Source organism: Streptomyces sp. V1I1 (genome assembly GCF_030817355.1).
GTDB lineage: Bacteria > Actinomycetota > Actinomycetes > Streptomycetales > Streptomycetaceae > Streptomyces.
This window is the reverse complement of the sequence record NZ_JAUSZH010000001.1, coordinates 8,251,756-8,271,516: the sequence shown is the minus strand read 5'-3', so window position 1 is coordinate 8,271,516 and position 19,761 is coordinate 8,251,756. Positions and strand designations below refer to the sequence as shown.

Here is a 19,761-nt window from a genome sequence, read left to right as displayed (position 1 = left end):
CCAGGGCCGCCTCACCCTCCGCCAGACGAACACCCTCTCGGGAAAGACCCTTACCTGGCGCTTCACCTGGGACGCCGAAGACCGGCTCACCCACGCCGAGACCCCCACCGGCCGGTGGCGCTACCTCTACGACGCCCTCGGCCGCCGACTCGCCAAACAGCGACTGGACACCGATGGCCAATTCACCGAGGCCACCTCCTACTGCTGGGACGGCGCGCAGTTGGCCGAGCAGTACACCGACAGCACCACCCTGGTGTGGGACTACGCAGGGTTGCGCCCGCTCGCACAGCGTGAGATCAAGACCGACACCGCCCAGGAAGAGATCGATCGGCGGTTCTTCGCCATCGTCACCGACCTGTCCGGCAGTCCCAGTGAACTCGTCGACCCGGACGGAGCCCTCGCCTGGCGCGCCCGCTCTAACCGCCTGGGGCATCACCCAGTGGAACCGCGACAGTACCGCCTACACCCCGCTGCGCTATCCGGGCCAGTACTTCGACCCCGAAACCGGACTCCACTACAACGTCAACCGCTACTACGACCCCGACCTCGGCCGCTACATCACCCCCGATCCCCTCGGCCTTGCCCCGGCCATCAACCACTACGCCTACGTCCCCAACCCCTTCACCCTGGCCGACCCGCTGGGCCTGGCGGGCTGCGACGCCGACCCCACCTGGGGACGGCGGGTCACCTTCACCCGCGACGAGCACGGCCGCCCCTACGAGATGAATGCGATCATCACCCGGGACATGCTCGACGAAGGCACTCATGCCAGGAACTCGCTGGAGCCGCCAGGCTTCCTTGGCGGCGACTACAACCAAGCGCGCGGGCACATGCTGGCCAGAATGCTGGGCGGATCCGGCGACACGTTGGACAACCTGTTCACCATCACCCAGAACCCGACGAACAGCCCTGACATGCGGGACTGGGAGCAGGATATCTACAACGCCGTTGCGGACGGCGAGATCATCACCTACAACGTCTACCTCGAGTACACCGACGATGAAAAGGACTCCGTACCGAAGTACATTCAGCTCGAAGCCACCGGAAACCGCGGCTTCAGCCTGGACGTCCCGATGACCAACCCCGCCCACGAACAGCAACAGCGACACCGCCGAGGACTCCTGTGACCAGCTTCAACGACCTCACCCGGCTCAGCCCGCCCCCCGCCGGCCCGCCCCCGTGGACTGGGACACAGTCGAGAACACCCTCGGCATGCGACTGCCCGACGACTACAAGCAGATGGCGACCACCTACGGTCCGGGCGCCTTCTGCGGATTCATCAACATCTACCACCCGCACGGGGCGACTGAGTGGGTCAACCTCACCGGCCCGATGCCCGCCACCATCCGCGCCCAGCTCGAGCAGGGACACGACCGCGGCACCTACCCAGTCCCCTACGACCCGGCAGACCTCTTCGCCATTGGCGTGACCGACAACGGTGAATACCTGTTCTGGATCACCGACCCGGCAACGGAGCCTGACGCTTGGGGTATCGCCGTCAACGAAGCCCGCGGTCCCGGCTGGTACACCTTCGACGGCACTCTCACACACTTCCTCGCCTCAGTCCTCAGCGGCGAGACGAAAGTGCCCTTGTTCCCCAGTGACCTCCTCGACCAGGGAGCCTTCTTCACCCCCTCAACGGCAGCCCGCCGCGACCCCGAGCCCGCACCTCCCTCGGCAGGCCGGGCCATCGACGGCAAAGCCGTCCGGGCCTGGGCCCGCGCCAATGGCTACCAGGTACCCGACCGCGGACGCATCCCCGCCGACGTCCTCACCGCCTGGGAGCAGGCGACCAGCAGCGGCGCTTGATCACCGGTTGCTCGCCCTTCCGGGCCAGTGCTGACCGCAGCGAACCGCGGCTGCCGACCCCCTTGGGAGACAAGACGTGCGGAGTCCCAGGAGGCTTGAAGGCTCCGCCCGCTCGGGCGGGGCCATCGGTCGCTGACAGAGGCGAGACCGCGGAAACTCCGCCACCCCCGTGCCGATCCGCCCGCGCCATCCACCAGCGATCACGACACGCCTTGGCGGCACGAAGCCTCCAACGACGGCTCCCAACATTGACCTTCATCCCCGTCGCCGCGTCGTGGAAGTCGTCTCAATGGCGATACTGCGACGGGTGCTGCCAGCCAGCGGTGCTGCTCCATGATCCATTCGCCCATCGTGCCTGAGCCGACGCCCCATGTGGGTCATCGGGGGCCGTGTCGTTCACGGCCTGGCCCGGCCTACGGTGAGCTGGAGATCGAAGGGAAAACTCCGTGGAGTGGAAGCATCGCTCAACTGGGCGAAGGTTGCCGTCGCGACGCTGGGCGGCCCGGAGCGGCACGCATCGCTGCGCACGTGCGTGAGCTGCACACCTGCAACGGCCCCGTCCGAGGGGAGGCATCCGCGCCAACAGCCTGCCGCACTGCGGCAGCTTCCGCCTCTGCAGAGCGAGAGCTGGCATGGCAGTGACTTCCGTGTCGTTGTGGGCCGCCTCCGGCTGGGCGAAAGAACCCCTTCCCTGACGTGGAGTCCGTTAGGGCGCGTATCGAGTCGTGATCAATTGGTGGTCCGGGCGAGGTCCTTCACCCAGATCATTGAGGCGCGCAGGTGGAGGCCGGCGAGGTAGCTGTCCGGTGTCTTGTCGTATCGGGTGGCGATCCCTCGCCAGGCCTTGAGCTTGTTGATCAGGCGCTCGACGGTGTTCCTCTCCTTGTAGAGATCGGCGTCGTGGCTGACAGGCCGACCGCCCGCGGAGCCCTTCTTCTTCCGGTTGGCGGTCTGGTCCCTCTTCTCCGGGATCACTGCCTTGATACCGCGTCTGCGCAGGTGGGCCCGGTTGCCGCGGGAGGAGTAGGCCTTGTCCCCGGCGACCGCGTCCGGCCGGGTGCGGGGGCGGCCGACGGGGCCGCGGACCCGTATCTTCCCCAGCACGGGGATGAACTGTGGGCTGTCGGCAGCCTGGCCTGCGGTCAGCACGAACGCCAGCGGGCGGCACTTGCGGTCGGCGGCCAGGTGAACCTTGCTGGTCTGCCCGCCCGGGAGCGTCCCAGGAGGGCGGTCTTCAGCCGGAGTTTTCGCCGGCGCCGGATGCGTCGTCGCTCCTCCCGCTCGGGATCGATCTCGACCTCCTGTCCGTCTTGTTCTTCGAGACTGCCCCTTTTGACCTGGCCTTCTCCGCCTCGGCGGCAGCCTTCTCCAGTGCGCCGAGGACGTCCTCGCCCAGGTGCATCCCGGCCGCGTCGTGGTGAGCACGCGCGGTGGTGGAGTCGATGCTGACCAGGGACAGGTCCACCTCACCCCGCTTCGCCGCTTCCGCGATCAGACTCTCCAGCAGGGCCTCGAAGACGCCGGCGTCACGCCATTGCCGGAAGCGGTTGTGGACGGTCGACCAGGCACCAAACTCCTCCGGCATCTCCCGCCACTGTCCGCCGGTCCTGAACCGCCAGATCACACCCTCGAACTGCTGCCGTAACCGCTCGGGATACGGGCCGTACTCGCCGATCGGCAGGTACGGCCCGATGAACTCCCACTCCGCGTCCGTCAGTTGCACTCGCGTCACGGAAGAAGATCTACCGGTCCAGGCCTCACCACGAGGGCGAATCGACAGATTGATCACGACCCGATACGCGCCCTAGGGCCAACGGGTCCAACCGGAAGCGACCTGCCCAGTCAGCGCCGGATGCGCCAGGTGCCGTACAGCCCGGCGACTGCCCCGGTGATCACGGAGAAGCCGGCGTTCCCGACCGCGCGGTACACCCCCGCGCACACGCCCAGCAGGGCAACGAGGACCACCATGTCAAGTACCTGGTGCCGCGTCGGCTCAGGCGGCAGCGCCGGCTCCCGGGAGGCGGGGGGCAGTTCGGGCTCGGGCGTCTGGGAGGTTGTGTCGATGTCAGCCATGCCTCCAGCAGACCGCCGCACACCCCCGGGCACCTAGTGATCCGTACGGCCCCGCATAGACCTGGACGTCGCAGGTCACCGGGCTATGCGAACCGGCGCAACGCTGAACGGCCCAAGGCGTTCAGGAACGTTCGGCGGAATCCGTGGACGTTCAGACACTGGGCCCTCTAGTACTCCAGTTGTGCTTCTCCATTTGTCCTGGTCAGCGTGCCTGTTTCGAGTCTAGTGGGCTGACGCTGCATCAGAGCGGTGGTGGTTCGTGACCCACCCGATCGGGGGTGCGTTGAGCCTGCCATGGAGCCGGATATCGAAGCAGGGCTGACCACTGCTTGGCGTGGTGGCGGTGGCCGAGGCGGAGAGCCCGACGCGCAAGCGGCGCCTCGACCCGAACCTGCCCGGTGCGAGCGTCGGACACGTGAAGGTCTCGGCCGGACCCTCGGCTGCGTCGTCTTCGACAAGATGGACGGCACGCCCTACGTCCTGAGCAACTGGCATGTTCTGCACGGGCCCGACGGCGAGCTGGGCGACGACGTCGTGGAGCCCGGCCCGCATGACGACAACCGGATTGCGCAGAATCGCCTGGGCACCCTGAAGCGTTCCCACCTCGGCATGGCTGGTGATTGCTCACGGGCTCGCGTTCAGGTCTGACCTGGTTCTTGTCACGCAACATCAGCCACGATGGGGCCCATGAGTCAACCTGACACCTTCGGTGGACCACAGAAGGCGGCACTCGTGGCGGCCGGTTGGGTCATCGAAAGCACCTCGTACGGCATGGCACCCCACTTCTTCGGGCGCCCCGGCGATCTTCGTTGGGCTGCGGAGATAGTGGCGTATCGAGAAGACCCACAAGGTGGGGTCCATCGACGGTTGCGCCTCGTTGGATGGGCTGCCGACGGACCTGTCGCCCACGAGTACTGGGCAGTGGGCAGGGCGTCTGCGCCGATCACACCCGGGGGCGCCACAGCCGTGAAGCAGGCTCTCTTAGTCATGAACGATGGCCCCGGGCTGGCAGCCGAGGTGGATGTCCACATCGAGACGTCGCACGACGTGCGGATGGACGTGATGTCGCTGGTCCTGGGAAACCCCGTGGCCACGATCTCGGTGTTCACCCTCGCCGGTGCGTTCCTGTCGTCCATGGCGGGGAAGGCAGCCGAAGACGCCTATCAAATCTTGAAGCGCGCACTATCCCGGGCTACACCGGTAGTTCGTGATGGCTCCGCTCAAGACACAACCTGGGCGGTGATCCACGACGTTGAGAACAACTGTGTCATCGAATGTCCGAAGGAGATTCCCGCCGAAGCTGCGGCCCAGCTGGCGCAACTTGCTCGAGAGGGCCTGTCTCAACGCCACATTCGTTGGGACCCCGAGAACCGCAGGTGGCAAGCGGTCGGTTCGATCAGTGGAGAACCGCCTCAGCCCCCGCCAGACGAAAACCCGCCTTCTGAGCCGCCTCGGCCGCCCGACGAGTGACCTCGTGTCAGTTCTTCTGCCGCCAGCCGCGAGACCTGACGGGATTTCCAGGTCGCCCTTCCCCCCTACCAGAATCAGCGGCCAGACCTCAGCGGGGTGTGGGCGGTGCCAGCGTGACGTGTCAGCCGCACGCCGTAGTAAGTAGCCGGAGTCAGGCGTATCCATCACGCAAGCGCGGTCACAACCCACAGGCTGGCCAGATGGAGCGCCGGCTGAAACGCTCGGTCCCAGCACCGCTTTGAAAGGCCACCAGACAGCCGGGAATCTCCGCACTCAACACGGGACCCCCACACCAAGAACAGGGAGAAAGTCTCGACGAAGTTAGTCCGACTAGCGGTGGTTTGTTAGGCCGGGAGGTAGAGGTTAAGAGGTCTGCCGGTGCCGACAGCGTTGATCAGGGCCTGGAGCTCGGTGGGCGGGGGCTTGGCTGTCCACGCTCGCCAGTAGCGTTGCAGCGTGGCCCAGGGCGTCAGCCAGCCACGGACGGCCCGGAGGGCTTGGGGCCAGCAGGCCTGCTGGGTCTGGTGGGACGGCGCAATACCCCCTCTCTGGCCGGCTGGGCACCGGCTCCTCCTCATCCGTGGCAGGCGGGGGCGGGGCAAACCAGGTGTCCCAGCAGAAGCTGAACGCGCAGGTGACGAGGGTCTGGTGGCGGCGGATGGCGGTGTCGGAGCGGACCTGGAAGTCTGCCCAGCCGAGTTCGTCCTTGACCTGCTTGTAGCTCTGCTCGATCCAGTGCCGGATGCCGTAGATTCGCACAATTTCGGCCAGGTCGGCAGCTGGGGCCGGGCTGTCCGCCTCCCGTGGTCCGCCGGGCCGGGGCAGGTCGGTGGCCAGGTACCAGGTGGACTGCGCGGGCAGGGTGGCCGGGTCGGTGGTGGCCACCACCAGGCGCGTGGTGCCATCCGGTCCCCACCAGCCCAGCTGTGCGTCGGCGGCCCACCAGGTAGCGGTGTGCCCGTCACGGAAGGTTCGTGTGACCGTGGTCCAGTTCCCGGGGGCCTCAGGGCCGCCCCAGATAAGGTTGCGGGCGGCATCCACGGGCGTGTACGCCTCGTCACCGTATGACCAGGCTCCCCGGCGGGGCTTGAGTGCCATCACGAACGGCAGTCCTGCGGCGTCCAGTTGCCTGCGGAAGGCGTCCTGGTCGCCGTAAGCGCAGTCGGCGGCGACCGCCCGCAAGGACACCCCCGCCCGGGGGGCATCACGGGCCAGGGCGGCCCCGATCTGCAGTTTCGTGCGGAAGCCGGCGTCGTTCTTCCCTTTCGGGAAGTGGTGGGCGGGGGTGTAGGGGACGGCGTGCAGCGGGTAGTAGACGCGCTCGTCGGCCCAGCAGGTGGTCACCGCGACGACGCCGCGGTCGATCTTCCCGACCGAGCCCAGGTACTGCTTGCCCACGTGGGCGGTGGCAGTGCCGTCCTTGCGGTCTCCGGAATCGTCGATCACCAGCACCCCGCCCGCGTGCGGGGCCGTGGCCGGGTCCGCAAGCAGCAGTTCCACACGCCGGGCGTTGACCTTCTCCAGGTCCCACGTCGACTCGGACAGGAAGAACTGCAGCCGCTGCACCGCCGCATGCTGGGCACCGGCCACAGGCTCCGTCCCGGCCAGGCAGGTCAGCGTCTTGTTGCGGTCCCTCGGCAGCAGTAACCCGGCGAGATACTCGCGGAACCCCCGGCGCTGTGCCAGCGTGGAGAAGAGGTCATCGAAACGCGCGGCATAGGCTTCCAGTGGGCCCGGAGCGGGCGGACACGGCACACGCTTGGTCATCACAGCCCCCGAAGAGTGAGCAAAGCTCCCACTGTCCGGCCTAAAACCACCGCTAGGTCAGCGGTCTGCCAACGACTAACTTCGTTGAGACAGGACAGTCCTTCTTGCCCTCTGACACTGAACCTGGACCGTTTGCCACCGAAGTCGGACAGCCAGAGGGACAACGAGCGTGACGTAGAGTCGTCATACCGCTGGTAGCAGCTGGATTCGTGACAGCTGGACGTAACCCTGTCTGCCTCGCGTGACGTGCTGCACGGCCGATCGAAGGACACGGCCTGTAACCCTCTGACACACTCCCGGTACGGTGCCAGGAGGGGGACTTGCATGGTCATCGTGGGTTTGCTGATCATCGCAGTCGTCGTCTTCGTCGCCCTGGCCTTCGTCTTCCGGTCCCATGACCGGGACTCCGCGGCCACGCTCGTCCAGGGGATCGCCGCGGTCGTCGTTCCCGCCGCCAGCGGGGCGTTATTTCTGACGAACCGCAGGCCCCGGACGGCACACACCGAACTGGCACTGCGTGACTTCGCGGACGAGCTGGCTGAGCGAGTGAAGGCGCAGTGGAGCGCCGCGGCGAGCGAACGGCGGCTGATACATCCGAGCCCCGTGCCGGTGCGCTGGAGGTGGTCGAGTCTCCCCGTATCGGGTCCGGCGACCGATGCGGTGGGCATCGGGACCGGCTCATCGCGGTTTGGGCCCCTGCTGGGGCTGGACCCGATCACCCCGGCGGATCTGGAGTCGGGCGGCGTTCGGGACTTGTTCCGCCTCTATGGTGCGTTGGACTCCGGGCGGATGGTGATCGTCGGAGCAGGCGGTGCGGGCAAGAGCGGCGCCGTCATTAGGTTGCTGCTCGACGCCCTCGCGCATCGCGAGGCGCTCGAAGCCGGCGCGCGCGCGAGAGTTCCCGTACCAGTGCTGCTGACGCTGAGCGGATGGGACCCGCGGAAGCAGCGGCTGCATGACTGGCTCGCCACTCGACTGGCCACGGACTACATGTTCAGGAAGTCCGAAGAACACGCGGGCGGTGTTGTCTCCAGACTCATCGGCGCGGGTCGGGTCGCCGTCTTTCTGGACGGGCTGGACGAGATACCCGAAGCCGTACGCCCCGTGGCTCTGCGGGCGCTGGACGAGCAGGCGAACTTCCGCCTGGTCCTGTTGAGCCGGGTCGGGGAGCTTCTGACGGCCGTTGCCGCGGCGGGACCCCTGTCAGGCTCCGCCGGCCTCGAACTGCTTCCGGTCAGCGCCGAGGACGCGGCGGAGTACCTGACGCGCTGCCAGGCGCAGCCGCCCCCGGACGCCTGGCGCGGTCTGGTGCAGCACATCCGTATGAACCCTTTGGGCGCAGTGGCTCAGGCACTGGACACACCCCTGATGCTCACGCTGATGCGTGACACCTACCGCGCGGATCAGCGCTTCGACCTCGAGCGCTTCGCGGACCGGGCGGCGGTGGAGGACCACCTTCTCGATCGAGTCCTGCCCGCCGCCTATGACGACGACCGGCTGGGTCAGCCGCGCAGTCGCTACAGTCTCGGCCAGGCCGAGCGCTGGCTCGGCGTCATCGCGCACCGGATGAACAGCGAGGGAAGCCGCGACCTCGCCTGGTGGCAGGTCCCCCGGTGGCGGTCGGCCTGGCCGAGAACGGCGGCCAGTTGCCTCTGCCTGGGAGTTCTCGCCGGGGCGGCGGGCTTCTTCTGGGCGGGGCCGGCCGCCGGCCTGATAGCCGGTGCGGTGGTGGGACTTTCCGTGACGATGTCACTCACGTACGGGCGTGCCGGGGACTCCCCCCAGCTGCTGGGCCGTCTGCAGTGGAGGGACTTCGTCGTCCGCGAGAACTTCCTGTTCGGGATCGCCGGCGGTGGAGCGCTTGGACTGGCGTTAGGCGTCGCCCTGCTCCTCGCCCATGGCCGCGTCGTCATGCTTTTCGGCGGCCTGGTGTTCGGCCTCCTCGCCGGTGTGGTGGGCGGATTCGTCACGGGTCTCAGCAACCGCAGCGCCGACAGCCGGACTCCCATCGATCCCGTCTCGTGCTGGAGACAGGACCGCCAGTACACGCTGACGGCCGGAATCGCCGGCGGCCTCGCCGGCAGTCTCATCGGAGGATCATGCCTGGGTCTGCTCGCCGAACTGACGGACCATCGCATCTTCGGACTCATCGACGGATTCCTGTCCGGGATCGCACTGGTGACGGTGGGCGGCCTCCTGCTCAGCCTGGCGCTGAGCCTGGTCGGATCGGTGACCTGGCGCGCGTTCCTCGCGAGCCTCCAGCTGCGCCGGAGGAACGAGGCTCCGGTCCGCCTGGTCAAGTTTCTCTCGGATGCTCGCGAGCGTCACGTCCTGCGCACGGTGGGGCCCGTCTTCCAGTTCCGTCACGCCCGGCTGCAGGATCGTGTGGAGGAGGCGTTCACGGCCGGCAACCGGCCTGGAGCTGACGGTTAGCCCGTCCCGTCCGGGCCGGACGACAAGCGGGCAGCAACGGCCTCAGCGGCGCCAGTCCGTGAGCTTGTTCTTTATCTTCGAGACGCGTGGAGTTCGGCGAGGGTCTCGGCGCGTTTGACGGTCTTGCCGACGTCGTAGCGGGGTGCCCGGTGTTTGTTCTTGGCTCCGGGTGGCCGACCGGGGCCGGTGCCGTTGGGTTTGGGAACACGGGCCGGGCAGAGGATGTGAGCGCGGATGTTCCTGAACCCCCGGCGGACCCGGGCCGGGGTCAGCTGGTTGGGCAAGGCTGGTTTCTCCCAGGGGCGGCGGAGGTCCTGGGCGAGAGGGCGGGCTAGCCTCAGCTGGGCAAGAGCTGCGACAAGGATCCAGATCCAGCGGTCCGCTGCCTCGGGAATGCGGACCTTCGGGGTGGTCCAGCCGAGGGTCTGCTTTACGAAGCGAAATGTGTGCTCCAGATCGAAGCGGCGCAGGAACACCTGCCAGCAACGGTCGACGTCAGCGAGGCTGGCACCGGTCTTCGAGGACCACAGCCACACCGGCGGCGCCTCGCGCTCCTTCGAGAGGTGCTCGACCTTCAGTCGGATCAATGTGCCCTCGACCAGGGGTAGTTCGCCCTGGTGGTCGAGCCAGGCCGAGCGATGAGTCAGGCGCGGGTGGACCCGGTCCCAGGCCTGTGTCTGGGCCTTGCCGTAGTTCGTGGTGTCCGTGATCGTCGTGATCGTAGGCTCCGGCCAGGTGTCCGGCTTGGCGAAGCGGAACTCCTTGCCGTGCTTGGGCGGACGCCCGCCCTTGGGGTCGTAGACCCGCGGCGGCTTCGGCAGCCGCATGACCCGGTCGGAACGGATCGGGCCGACCACCTCGACGGGCAGGTCGCGAAGGACCCAGGCCAGGCGCGTGATGTCGTATCCGGCATCACCGACGATCACAATGTCCGGCTGGCCCGGCGTCCACTGGCCGGCAGCGACGAGCCGCTCGACCACGGCCCGCAGCTGGGCGGCGGTCACGGCGGTGGCGTCGTCGACGGGTCCGAGCCGGACGACGTCCAGGACGGTGGTCCAGGAGGTGCGGCCGGGCTCCAGCACGGCCACGAAGGAGTACGGCCAACCCGGGATGAACTGCGACGCGCTCTTCGCGCGGCCGTAGACGTGGCAGAACAGCCGATCCTTCGAGCATGGCGCATCCGAGCGCAACCATGGCGACACATCGACGGCCAGGACGAGCCGACCGTCCGGGAAACGCGGCAGCGGCAGTCCCGCGAGCACCGCCCGCAGCCGTCCGACATCGATCCGGCCGCGGTTGAGCCCGCCGTACAACGCCCCGTGCCCACGCCGGTGTTCGGGCAGGAGCGTCAGGTCGACGGGCGACTTCACCGGGCCGTCGGCACACAGCACCGCGTCGGTGAGCTCAAACAGTTCATCGCGCCGAGCGGTCAGACACGCATAGAACTTGCCCCTGAAGCGTGACGCTTGCGCGAACGCCTCCCGCCGGGGCCCGGATAAGAGCAGACTCATGTCCACGGCCTTCGTGCTGATCAGATGCCTTACTCAACACGGCACACGATCGCGCGAAGGCCGCTCACATAGCCGGTGAACTGCGAAAACCTGCCTCAAGTTCGAAGCCCGTTCGAGGCTCGAAGATAAAGAACAAGCTCAGCTTGTTCTTTATCCTCCGGCCCGGGAGCGTTCCTTGATGCCCTCGGGCCGTTTGACGGTTTTGCCGACGTCGTGACGGGGTGCCGGGTGCCGGTTCTTCGAGCCGGGAGGACGGCCAGGTCCCGGCCGGGATGGTTTCGGCGCTCGGGCGGGACAGGTCAAGTGTGGGCGGAGGTTCCTGAACCCGCGGCGGACTCTGGCGGGGGTGAGGCGGCCGGGCTCGGCGGGTCGCTCCCAGGGGCGGCGGAGGTCGGCGGCGGCCTCGCGGACGAGACGGAGTTGGGTGTGCGCCGCGATGATCAGCCAGGTCCAGCGGTCCGCGGCCTCGGGGGTGCGGAGCTTCGGGCGGGTCCAGCCGAGGGTCTGTTTGATCATGCGGAAGGTATGTTCCAGGTCGAAGCGTCGCAGGAACGCCTGCCAGCGGATCTCGACTTCGGCGGCGGTCAGGCCGGTGGCCGAAGACCACAGCCAGAGCGGCAGCGGGTCGTTGCCGCCGGGCAGGCGGTCGACCTGGAGGCGGATCAACGTGCCCTCGATGACGGGGAGTTCACCGGTGTGGTCGATCCACGCCGATCGGGTGGTCAGCCGGGGGTGGATGCGGTCCCAGGCCATCGCGCGGGCGGTGCCGTACCGGTCGGTGACCTGCGTGGTGGCCGCGTCCGGCTCGCCCCAGGTCTCCGGTTTGGCGAAGCGGAACTCCTTGCCGTGCTTGGGCGGACGGCCGCCCTGCGGTGGCGAGATCCACGGGACCGGGACCGGCCTGCGCATCACCCGGTCCGTGCGCATCCGCCCGAGGACCTCCACCGGCAGCCCGTGCAGGAGGTGGGCCATGCGCGGGGCGTCGTATCCAGCGTCGAAGACGATCAGGATGTCGCGGTCGCCGATGCGCCACCGGCCCATGTCGATGAGGTCCTCGACCACCCTGCGGACCTGCGTGGCAGTAGCCTCGGCGACGTCGTCGGCAGGGCCGGGACGGACGGCGTCCAGGAGCTGGCACCATGACGTCCGGCCCGATTCCAGGGCGGCGACGAAGGAGTAGGGCCAGCCGGGCACGAACTGGTCGGAGGACCGGCCGCTGCGGCCGTAGACGTGGCAGAACAAGCGATCCGGACTGGTGGGTGCGTCCGGGCGGAGCCAGTTCGTGACGTCCACGGCCAGCACCAGGCGCCCGTCGGCGGCCTCGGGTTGCGGCAAGCCGGCCAGCACCTGCCGCAACCGCGGCACGTCCACGCTCCCGCAGTTCAGCGCGTCGTACATCGCGCCGTGTCCACGCCGGTGCCCGGCCACCAGCGTCAGGTCTACCGGCGCGGTCACCGGCCCGTCCGCACACAGCAGCGCGCCCGCCAGTTCGAACAACTCGTCCCCGCGCCCGGTCAGGCAGTCGAAGAAATCGTCCCGGAAGCGTGACGCCACCGTGAACGGATCCCGCCCGACATCGTGATGCAGCAAACTCATCCCCCCACGGCCTTCGTTGCTGGTCAAGTGCCTCTTTGGTCGGAGCACAGGATCAGACGAAGGCCGTGTTCACGTCCCCGGAATCCTCGTACGAGCGATCACGTTCGGGACGTCGTTCGAGGTCAGACCATAAAGAACAAGCTTAGAAGCTGTGTCTGAACCTCTTTCTGCTGGTCATGGGCTTGCCGCTGTGAGGGATTGCCGGGTTTCCGTTCGGATGGGCGTCCAGGCGGCGGTGAAGCGATCGGCAGGGCAGGACCGGAGTGGCGGCGCGGGTGGTGCGGGCCGTGACACCGTGCGGCGGAGGCGCTGCTGTCCCGGACCGTCCGGGGCAACGCCGTCCTGGGCATCGGCCCGGTGCCGCTGCAGCGCCACCCCGGAAGCGGTGCGACCGCTCTATGAAAGTCACTTGAGGTGCCCTGCATGCGCTGGCAAGGTGGCCCCTTGTGCCTGCAACAGATGCGCCCGAAAATCGAGATCCTGAACCACCTGAAAGTGACGCATTACCGGTATCCAGTACCGGTCTCGCGTCCGGGCAGCCTCTCCGCTCCGCTGCCTTCCGGTGGTTCCTAGCCGGCCAGTCGATTTCCATGGCTGGCAGTGCCATGTCGCCTGTCGCCCTGGCCTTCGGCGTCTTGGAGGTCACTGACAGCGCGGCCTGGCTGTCCGCGGTCACCACTGCGGCCCTGGTCCCGATGGTCGCGACGCTCCTCCTCGGCGGCGGTATCGCCGACCGCTACCGGCGCGACACCGTGCTGCGCCTCACCAGCCTGGGCGCCGGCCTCACCCAGGTCGGCGTCGCGTTCCTCCTCCTGGCCCACCAGCACCCGGCGTTCCTGCTGCCGCTGGCTGCCCTCAACGGCATCTTCCAGGGACTGACCAAGCCCGCGTTGCGCGGCATCGTCTCGAATCTGGCGGCGGGACGCGGCCTCCAGCAGGCCAGTTCCCTGCTGGCGTCCGTCAGGAACGCCACTCGGATCCTTGGCCCGACCGCAGCCGGCCTGCTGACCGCTTCCGTCGGAGGCGGCTGGGCGATCGCCGCCGACGCCGCGTCCTTCCTCCTGGCGGCCGCGTTCTTCGCTCGGATGTCGCTGCCCGACCTGCCACCGCGCACCGAGGGCGGCCCGACGATGCTCGGCGAACTGCGGGAAGGCTGGAGCTACTTCAGCTCCAAACCGTGGATCTGGACGGTGACGTTGGCCTTCGCCGTCTTCAACGCCGTCAACATGGGTGTCTGGCAGATCCTGGGCCCGGTGATCGCGAACGACACGATCGGCGCCGAGGGCTGGGGACTGGTGCTGAGCGCCCGCGGCGTCGGGGCACTGCTGGCCAGCGTGGTGATGGTGAAGCTGACGGTGCGGCGGCCGATGGTGCCGGCGCTGTCCTCGATGACGCTGGCCGCCGTCCCGCTGATCCTGCTCGGCACCGGCGCGAACACGGTCTGGCTGGCCGCGGCGGCGTTCGTGTCGGGAGTGGCCTCCGAGTTCTTCACCGTCGTGTGGGAGACCGTTAATTACACCCACGTCCCGGAGCGGCTGCTCTCCCGGGTCGGCGCCCACGACGAATTCTGGTCCTTCGTGCCCATCCCCATTGGCCAGCTGTCCGCGCCGGTCCTCGCCGCGGCGTTCGGAACGGCGGCGGTCGCCGTCACCGGCGGCGGGGTGGCGGCGGTGGCGATGCTCGTGCCGTTGCTCGTGCCGTCGCTTCGGCGGATCGAGATCAACCGGGACGGCGACTGAACGGTCCGAGCCAAGTTCGGGTGTACTGCGTGATGACCGGCTCGGCCAGCGGGTAAAGCGGTGTCGTTGCTCCGAACGGCAGCGGCAACGCGCTGGTGTTCAGGCGGCTGCGAGGGTGTCCGACGACGCCTCGGTCTGGCGGCGGGGGCGGGCCATGCGGCGGGACATGAGGGTGATGAACGCCCACTGGATGTGGGCTTCGGCGTGGGACATGAGCCGTTCGTAGTCCCTTGCGTTGCGTCGGGCCCGCATCGTCCACGAGTTGCTCCGTTCCACCACCCACCTCTTGGGCAGCAGGACGAAGCCCTTGGTGTCCTTGGGGCGGGGGACGACCTTGATCGTGATGCCCAGGGTGTCCTGGGCCCAGGTGCTGAACTCCTCGCCTCCGTAGCCGTTGTCCGTCCAGACCAGGACGATTTCGGGGTGTTCGGCGTGGAGGCGGGTGAGCAGGATGCGGGCCGCGTCGCGGTCCTGGACGTCGGCGGGGGTGACGAGCAGGTCGACGAGCAGGCCGTCCTGATCAACCAGGAGATGCCGCTTCCGCCCATTTATATGCTTGTTTGCGTCTTATCCTCGCGTCGCGTTCGACACCGTCTCCGCACCTTTGACGGACTGGGAGTCCACGATCACCCGGACCGGCCAGGCACAGCGCCGACGGCGCAGCCGCAACCGTCGGCGGAGCTGGTCAAGGATCCTCTTGAGCACGTCGGCCTTTGCCCAGCGGGCGAAGTATCCGAACACGGTGCGCCACGGGATGCCGAAGTCGGCGGGCAGCGCCCTCCACTTCGCACCGTTGTCGGTGATGTACCTGATGGCGTCGACCACGCGGCGCCGGGGCCATTTCTCCGGGGCGCCGCCCTTGGGTTTCTGGCAGGCGGGAGTCGGGAGGAGTGCCTTGAGCAGAGCCCATTCGACGTCGCTGGTGTCGGAGGGGTAGCGGTAGCGGGGCAGCAGCATGACGGTGCCTGGCCGCGACCGGTGGATGGGGCCAACTGCGGGGCGGTCGCGGCCCGTTGCCTCTCGTGTTCCGGTTCACTCCAGGCTGGCCAGCAGCTGAAGGGTGGACTCGATCGCACCCATCTGCGCCATGACCGTGCGGATGTAGGGGTCGTTCGGGGTCTTCTTCTGGTGCGGGAGGAGGGTCCCGGCGATGAAGTTCTCCACCCGGTGGTGGACGGTCTCGAAGAACGCCCGTTCGTAGCCGATCCACACCTCCGGGGCATCGTCCAGCATGCGGTATCCCCATCGTTTGTCCCAGGTCACGGGCGGAAGACCCTTCGCCGCCGCGACCTTGCGCAGATGCGCGAGCCCGGTGTGGACCTGGGCGCGCGTGCGTTCGGTGGCGGCCATCAGCTGGACGATGGTCAGGCGGGACGGGCTTCCAGCAGGGCGCTGAGGACCGCTTCGGCGTGGACGTGAGCGGGGACTCCCCGCCCCATCGCCTACTCACCCGAACCCTTCAGCAGCTTCTCCAGCTGCTCGTCCAGGTCGACCTCGCCGCGGGTAACGGCATTCTCGATCCAGTCGGCCGCGGCGCGTACCCGCGAAAGCCCCCGCCCGATCGTCTCGCGCTCGCCGTCGTCGTAGTGCTCGCCGCGAAGATTCGGCACGATCCTTCCCGGCCGTCGCGACGAACTGCGCGCATGCCGCGACCAGGTCCATGAACTGGGCGCTGTGCTCCATGCGCTGCAACTGTGGGGCGGCTTCCTCGTGCCCGAACTGGGCCTGCTGGCGGAACCGGTCGAACTGCGCCTCATTAACGGCGTGCCGGGCGGTGTCATCGGCCATGGCCTTGTTGGCGACTGCCGGACGGCGCAGGAAGTCGGTGCACGGGCCCGGCGCGTGAAGCGGCCCTGCCATAACGGAGCGCGCGGTCTCACACCCCTCCCGGCTGCGTGCGCCGCCGGTGCCAAGACCGTTTGCGACAACGGGGAGAGCAGTACCGTGCCGAGGCGGGATGCTCCACCCCGACCGTCCAACTCGCGCCGCACTCCGGACAGTTCGCCGTCCGGGCGGCCTGGACCGCCTCGGTCCTCGCCCTCGTGCGCCGCAGCCGACGCCAGTGCCGCGAACGGCAGGCCGACGAACAGAACGCCGCCGTCGCCTTCACCGACGGCATCAACGGCCCACCGCACCCACGGCATAACCGTGGACCGGGGTCGTCGTCAGTGACCACGACCAGCCTCAGCCGGGGGACGCAGTCCCTGCCCATGCACTCACCGTACGACCGGCATCAGCTTCCGCCCAGTCGTCGCTTCGGGCGGATCCGCCCGAAGCGACAAGCCCCTGAGCTGCACTGAATTACGGCTCACCTTGTCATGCAGCCCTCAGACACAGTTCTTAGCCAGAGCACAACGACCGGTCATCGGGTGTAGAAGCGGTGGCGGCGGGCGCGGCTTCCCCAGGCGCTGATCCAGAAGGCGAGCGCGGCAATCACTCCCATTTTCAGCCACTCGAGACCGAAGTCTCCTGTGGAGGAGAAGCCTCCTGGAAGCAAGCGAGCGGGTCCGGAGGCGTCATTCCCGAAGAACGGTCCGGGGCCGAATCCCAGAACCCAAGGAATGTAGTTGAGGAAGTTGTTTACAGCCTTCTCGTGGCGGAATCCGATACAGAAACCGAAGGCGGCACCGAAGAGAGAGAATGTGACGAGCATGAGTGTTGCTGTGACTATGTGTGAGAACGTGTCGGGCCCACCCCATATGCCGATAAGAATGATAAATACGAGATAGGGAACCGCGCACTCGACTGCGGCGATCAGCAGGCGAGTGGGCCACATCATCGAGGGCTTCTGGAGATACCTTTCGCCGACGCCGGACAGTAGCTCCATCTCCCAGGAACCCACGGCTGCGGTCATGGCCAGCAGGGGGATGAAGTAGGTGTACTGCTGTGACAGCATCGCCAGGTCGAAGGAGCTGCCCGAGGCTGTGGTGAAGAGCGCGGACAGCAGCACGACATTGAGCAGGGCGAGTATGGTGATTCTGGAACAGAATTGGCCGGGGCCTTCACGGCGAATTTTGTTGCGCAGAACAAGTCGTGACATCAGCCATGCGTTTGACATCTTCTCGGCTGGGGCTGGGAGGCGACTTTCAGGGCTTGCGGTACCTTCCATCATGTCGCTTCCGCCCCATCGGTCATATTCTTCTCCACGACCTTCATGGACCGTGCACCGAAGGCCTTCCAGATGCCCCCGGTCCAGGTAAGGGTGACCAGCAGGAATGCTGCCAGGAAGAGCAGTGCTTGTTCAGTGCTTCCTGCCTCGGCGAATCGCAGCATCCAGCCGGTGGGCAGGAGCAGGGAGACGGCTTCCGATCCTTCGAACGGGATGACCGACAAACCGAGGAAGAGCAGCACCATTCTTATCCAGGGGACCATGGAGGCCGCGTTTCTGAACTGGCACAGAACGAGGGTCGCTTGGTAGCAGAGTGATCCCAGGAATATGTACACCATGGCGACCAGCAGGACGGTTCGCGGGGTGAGCATGTCGGGGAATCGGGCTACCGCTCCGATGAACGGCACAACGATGGCGGGTGAAGCGACGATCGCGGCCGAGGCGGAGCGTACGGCGAGGAGCCGGGAGAACGGCACCTTGCCCAGGAGTACGCGTTCTATGGTTCCGTAGCGGAATTCGTTCTGGATGTTGGACATGGCGGAGAGCAGGACGATCGATGTGCATGTCAGCAGTGATGCCCGGGTGGCGAACACCATGACGGTCTGCTGGTTTTCCGCGGCGTGATAGAGGGCCAGCGTGAGGAGGGCTGTCTGGACGGTGATGCCGATCAGGAATGAGGAGGTGGCGAGGCGGTCGATCCACTGGACCCTGATCAGGAAAATGAAGAATCGTGACACTTCAGCCCCCCTCCTTCGATCACGATCCGGCGGGTGGTCATTCTGTCGATGAAATCGGCATCGTGACTGACGATGATGCGTGTCTTGTTGGTCGATCTTGACAGGATGGACTCCAGCATCTCGACGCCTTCGGCGTCGAGGCCGGTGGTGGGCTCATCCAGAATCCACAGGCTGGCGGGCTCGATGAGGAGACAGGCTATGTGCAGGCGCTGGCGCATCCCGAGCGAGAACTTCGAGTAAACGGTGTCCGCGTTGTTCTTCAGCCCTACGGTTTCCAGCAAGACTTCGGCTTCTTCACGTGTGAACATACGGCCTTTCATGCCGGAGAAGAAGCGAAGGTTCTCGCCGCCGGTGAGCCGTGGATAGAATCCCTGGGGCGCGCCGGCGCAGTAGTTCAGGGATGCACGGAAAGCCTGGTCGTTCACCTTCAGCCGGCGCCCCTGGTAGAGAATCTCACCGGAGGTCGGCCGCAGGAGGTTGGCGAGCACTTTGAGCAGGGTGCTCTTGCCCGAGCCGTTGGGTCCGACAAGGCCCACGGCTTCCCCGTCGGGGATGTCGACGGTGGCCTCGCGGATCACGTAGTCGGACTTGCTGGCGCGCGGGTAGCGGTACGAGACGTCTTTGAGCTGCAGCCCTGGTGTCGTCACAGGATCCCCTGCTGTTCGAGCCAGGTGCTGCGCCGGCGCAGTGCCAGGGGTACGTGGTCCTGGTACCGGCCCTGGTGGGGATCCGTCTCGCCCGGGCGGGGCAGGAACAGGGGGACGTCTGCCGAAGGCAGTTTGATCATGTTGTTGGGGTGTTCGTAGTCCCGCATGAGGATCCGGCGGGTACGGGTGAGAGACGAGACCCATTCGGGATCGGACCGGACCCTGTCACTGGTGACGATCCACGAGGGGCCGTACTCGAAGAAGGCGTTGAGGCGCGTGATCTCGCTTCGGTTCTCGGCGACCCTGTGCTGCAAGCCGCCCCACATGAGCGTCATGGCCCCTGGCCGCACGTGGAGTTGCTGTTCATCCGGGTGCGGTTCATGCGTGTGGTACTGGTCCACGACCGCTCGGCGATGGCTGCCGGGTATGTACACGAGGTTGCCCATGTCCTCGTGTGTCAGGGCGGTCAGCCAGTAGCCCACCTTGATCCGCAGGGGGGCTGCGGATCCGAAGACGTCGAACGGCAGCACTCGCGGTCCGTCGAAGTGCCAGAGGTTACGGATCTCCTGACCGGGCTCTCGCTTGAAGAACTCGCTGCGCAGCAGCTTCAGCATGTCGCCGTAGACGTCGTACACGTAACCGATGTGGGCCGGAGCGTCGATCATCTCGGCAAGGCGCGGGTCGGATTCGACGATGTTCCAGCCGGTCGGCCGCGGCTGTTCCTCAAGGGCTTCGGTCAGGCTCTGGACCTGGTCGGGTTTGAGGGCGTCCTCGACGACGAGGATGCCGTCCCGAGCGAACCTGGCCCACGATTCCTGGTCGAATCCCTGGGGCGCGGGAATGAGGTCATCGTCAGGCATGTCAGGGCTC

The 19,761-nt window shown here is 67.1% G+C and carries 16 protein-coding genes and 4 pseudogenes; 6 read left to right on the top strand and 14 right to left on the bottom strand.

Features of this window, described 5'->3' with window-relative positions; all coding sequences use genetic code 11:
- Together QFZ67_RS38760 and QFZ67_RS38755 are read left to right on the top strand one after the other, a co-directional pair.
- A pseudogene (locus QFZ67_RS38760) lies at positions 1–1,127 on the top strand (RHS repeat-associated core domain-containing protein); the annotation flags it as partial.
- Positions 1,128–1,179: 52 nt separating this feature from the next.
- The gene (locus tag QFZ67_RS38755; RefSeq protein ID WP_307665686.1) at positions 1,180–1,809 is read left to right on the top strand and encodes a histone-like nucleoid-structuring protein Lsr2; all 630 of its coding nucleotides are present in this window, start codon (positions 1,180–1,182) and stop codon (positions 1,807–1,809) included.
- Between the two features lie 729 nt (positions 1,810–2,538).
- Here QFZ67_RS38755 and QFZ67_RS38750 read toward each other — a convergent pair.
- Both QFZ67_RS38750 and QFZ67_RS38745 read right to left on the bottom strand, forming a co-directional pair.
- Positions 2,539–3,541, bottom strand: a pseudogene (locus QFZ67_RS38750) (IS5 family transposase).
- A gap of 110 nt (positions 3,542–3,651) precedes the next feature.
- Positions 3,652–3,882: a hypothetical protein gene (locus QFZ67_RS38745; protein ID WP_307659047.1), complete on the bottom strand. Its 231-nt coding sequence runs from the start codon at positions 3,880–3,882 to the stop codon at positions 3,652–3,654.
- A 294-nt stretch (positions 3,883–4,176) separates the two neighbouring features.
- Here QFZ67_RS38745 and QFZ67_RS38740 point away from each other — a divergent pair, with 294 nt between their 5' ends.
- Both QFZ67_RS38740 and QFZ67_RS38735 read left to right on the top strand, forming a co-directional pair.
- Positions 4,177–4,530 carry a hypothetical protein gene (locus tag QFZ67_RS38740; RefSeq protein ID WP_307659048.1) on the top strand — a complete coding sequence of 118 codons (354 nt, stop codon included), beginning with the start codon at positions 4,177–4,179 and terminating at the stop codon, positions 4,528–4,530.
- A gap of 318 nt (positions 4,531–4,848) precedes the next feature.
- Positions 4,849–5,352, top strand: coding sequence for a hypothetical protein (locus tag QFZ67_RS38735; protein WP_307659049.1), 504 nt, complete (start codon positions 4,849–4,851; stop codon positions 5,350–5,352).
- Positions 5,353–5,715: 363 nt separating this feature from the next.
- Here the strand turns inward: QFZ67_RS38735 and QFZ67_RS38730 are convergent, their stop codons facing one another.
- A complete protein-coding gene (locus QFZ67_RS38730; RefSeq protein WP_307659050.1) occupies positions 5,716–7,119 on the bottom strand; it encodes an IS701 family transposase in 1,404 nt (467 codons plus the stop codon).
- 324 nt (positions 7,120–7,443) lie between these two features.
- On the opposite strand from QFZ67_RS38730, the gene QFZ67_RS38725 reads away from it, so the two are divergent.
- Positions 7,444–9,552, top strand: a complete 2,109-nt coding sequence (locus QFZ67_RS38725; RefSeq protein WP_307659051.1) for a hypothetical protein — start codon at positions 7,444–7,446, stop codon at positions 9,550–9,552.
- A 71-nt stretch (positions 9,553–9,623) separates the two neighbouring features.
- Here QFZ67_RS38725 and QFZ67_RS38720 read toward each other — a convergent pair whose 3' ends face one another.
- The gene (locus QFZ67_RS38720; RefSeq protein WP_307659052.1) at positions 9,624–11,063 is read right to left on the bottom strand and encodes an NF041680 family putative transposase; all 1,440 of its coding nucleotides are present in this window, start codon (positions 11,061–11,063) and stop codon (positions 9,624–9,626) included.
- A 150-nt stretch (positions 11,064–11,213) separates the two neighbouring features.
- Positions 11,214–12,659 carry an NF041680 family putative transposase gene (locus QFZ67_RS38715; protein WP_307659053.1) on the bottom strand — a complete coding sequence of 482 codons (1,446 nt, stop codon included), beginning with the start codon at positions 12,657–12,659 and terminating at the stop codon, positions 11,214–11,216.
- 446 nt (positions 12,660–13,105) lie between these two features.
- Here QFZ67_RS38715 and QFZ67_RS38710 point away from each other — a divergent pair, with 446 nt between their 5' ends.
- The gene (locus QFZ67_RS38710) at positions 13,106–14,398 is read left to right on the top strand and encodes an MFS transporter (protein ID WP_307665685.1); all 1,293 of its coding nucleotides are present in this window, start codon (positions 13,106–13,108) and stop codon (positions 14,396–14,398) included.
- Between the two features lie 99 nt (positions 14,399–14,497).
- Here QFZ67_RS38710 and QFZ67_RS38705 read toward each other — a convergent pair.
- The 9 genes and pseudogenes from QFZ67_RS38705 to QFZ67_RS38670 form a co-directional block, all read right to left on the bottom strand.
- A pseudogene (locus QFZ67_RS38705) lies at positions 14,498–14,953 on the bottom strand (transposase); the annotation flags it as partial.
- A gap of 12 nt (positions 14,954–14,965) precedes the next feature.
- Positions 14,966–15,355, bottom strand: coding sequence for a transposase (locus QFZ67_RS38700; protein WP_307665684.1), 390 nt, complete (start codon positions 15,353–15,355; stop codon positions 14,966–14,968).
- A 75-nt stretch (positions 15,356–15,430) separates the two neighbouring features.
- Positions 15,431–15,748: a hypothetical protein gene (locus tag QFZ67_RS38695; RefSeq protein ID WP_307665683.1), complete on the bottom strand. Its 318-nt coding sequence runs from the start codon at positions 15,746–15,748 to the stop codon at positions 15,431–15,433.
- A 92-nt stretch (positions 15,749–15,840) separates the two neighbouring features.
- The gene (locus QFZ67_RS38690; protein ID WP_307665682.1) at positions 15,841–16,008 is read right to left on the bottom strand and encodes a DUF6192 family protein; all 168 of its coding nucleotides are present in this window, start codon (positions 16,006–16,008) and stop codon (positions 15,841–15,843) included.
- Between the two features lie 22 nt (positions 16,009–16,030).
- Positions 16,031–16,258: pseudogene (locus QFZ67_RS39290) on the bottom strand (DUF6192 family protein); the annotation flags it as partial.
- A gap of 502 nt (positions 16,259–16,760) precedes the next feature.
- Positions 16,761–17,456 carry a hypothetical protein gene (locus QFZ67_RS38685; RefSeq protein ID WP_307665681.1) on the bottom strand — a complete coding sequence of 232 codons (696 nt, stop codon included), beginning with the start codon at positions 17,454–17,456 and terminating at the stop codon, positions 16,761–16,763.
- A gap of 50 nt (positions 17,457–17,506) precedes the next feature.
- The gene (locus tag QFZ67_RS38680; RefSeq protein ID WP_307665680.1) at positions 17,507–18,244 is read right to left on the bottom strand and encodes a hypothetical protein; all 738 of its coding nucleotides are present in this window, start codon (positions 18,242–18,244) and stop codon (positions 17,507–17,509) included.
- On the bottom strand, positions 18,220–18,891 hold the full coding sequence (locus tag QFZ67_RS38675; RefSeq protein ID WP_307665679.1) for an ABC transporter ATP-binding protein: 672 nt from the start codon (positions 18,889–18,891) through the stop codon (positions 18,220–18,222). The genes QFZ67_RS38680 and QFZ67_RS38675 overlap by 25 nt, the downstream gene beginning before the upstream one ends.
- Positions 18,888–19,751 (bottom strand): phytanoyl-CoA dioxygenase family protein, encoded by an 864-nt coding sequence (locus QFZ67_RS38670; RefSeq protein ID WP_307665678.1) that lies wholly within the window; start codon positions 19,749–19,751, stop codon positions 18,888–18,890. The genes QFZ67_RS38675 and QFZ67_RS38670 overlap by 4 nt, the downstream gene beginning before the upstream one ends.
- Between the last annotated feature and the right edge of the window lie 10 nt (positions 19,752–19,761).

Coding starts and splice junctions, on each gene's coding strand:
- QFZ67_RS38745 (WP_307659047.1), bottom strand. CDS start 3,882: ATGGCTGACATCGACACAACCTCCCAGACGCCCGAGCCCGAACTGCCC.
- QFZ67_RS38740 (WP_307659048.1), top strand. CDS start 4,177: ATGGAGCCGGATATCGAAGCAGGGCTGACCACTGCTTGGCGTGGTGGC.
- QFZ67_RS38730 (WP_307659050.1), bottom strand. CDS start 7,119: ATGACCAAGCGTGTGCCGTGTCCGCCCGCTCCGGGCCCACTGGAAGCC.
- QFZ67_RS38725 (WP_307659051.1), top strand. CDS start 7,444: ATGGTCATCGTGGGTTTGCTGATCATCGCAGTCGTCGTCTTCGTCGCC.
- QFZ67_RS38720 (WP_307659052.1), bottom strand. CDS start 11,063: ATGAGTCTGCTCTTATCCGGGCCCCGGCGGGAGGCGTTCGCGCAAGCG.
- QFZ67_RS38715 (WP_307659053.1), bottom strand. CDS start 12,659: ATGAGTTTGCTGCATCACGATGTCGGGCGGGATCCGTTCACGGTGGCG.
- QFZ67_RS38700 (WP_307665684.1), bottom strand. CDS start 15,355: ATGCTGCTGCCCCGCTACCGCTACCCCTCCGACACCAGCGACGTCGAA.
- QFZ67_RS38695 (WP_307665683.1), bottom strand. CDS start 15,748: ATGGCCGCCACCGAACGCACGCGCGCCCAGGTCCACACCGGGCTCGCG.
- QFZ67_RS38685 (WP_307665681.1), bottom strand. CDS start 17,456: ATGTCAAACGCATGGCTGATGTCACGACTTGTTCTGCGCAACAAAATT.
- QFZ67_RS38670 (WP_307665678.1), bottom strand. CDS start 19,751: ATGCCTGACGATGACCTCATTCCCGCGCCCCAGGGATTCGACCAGGAA.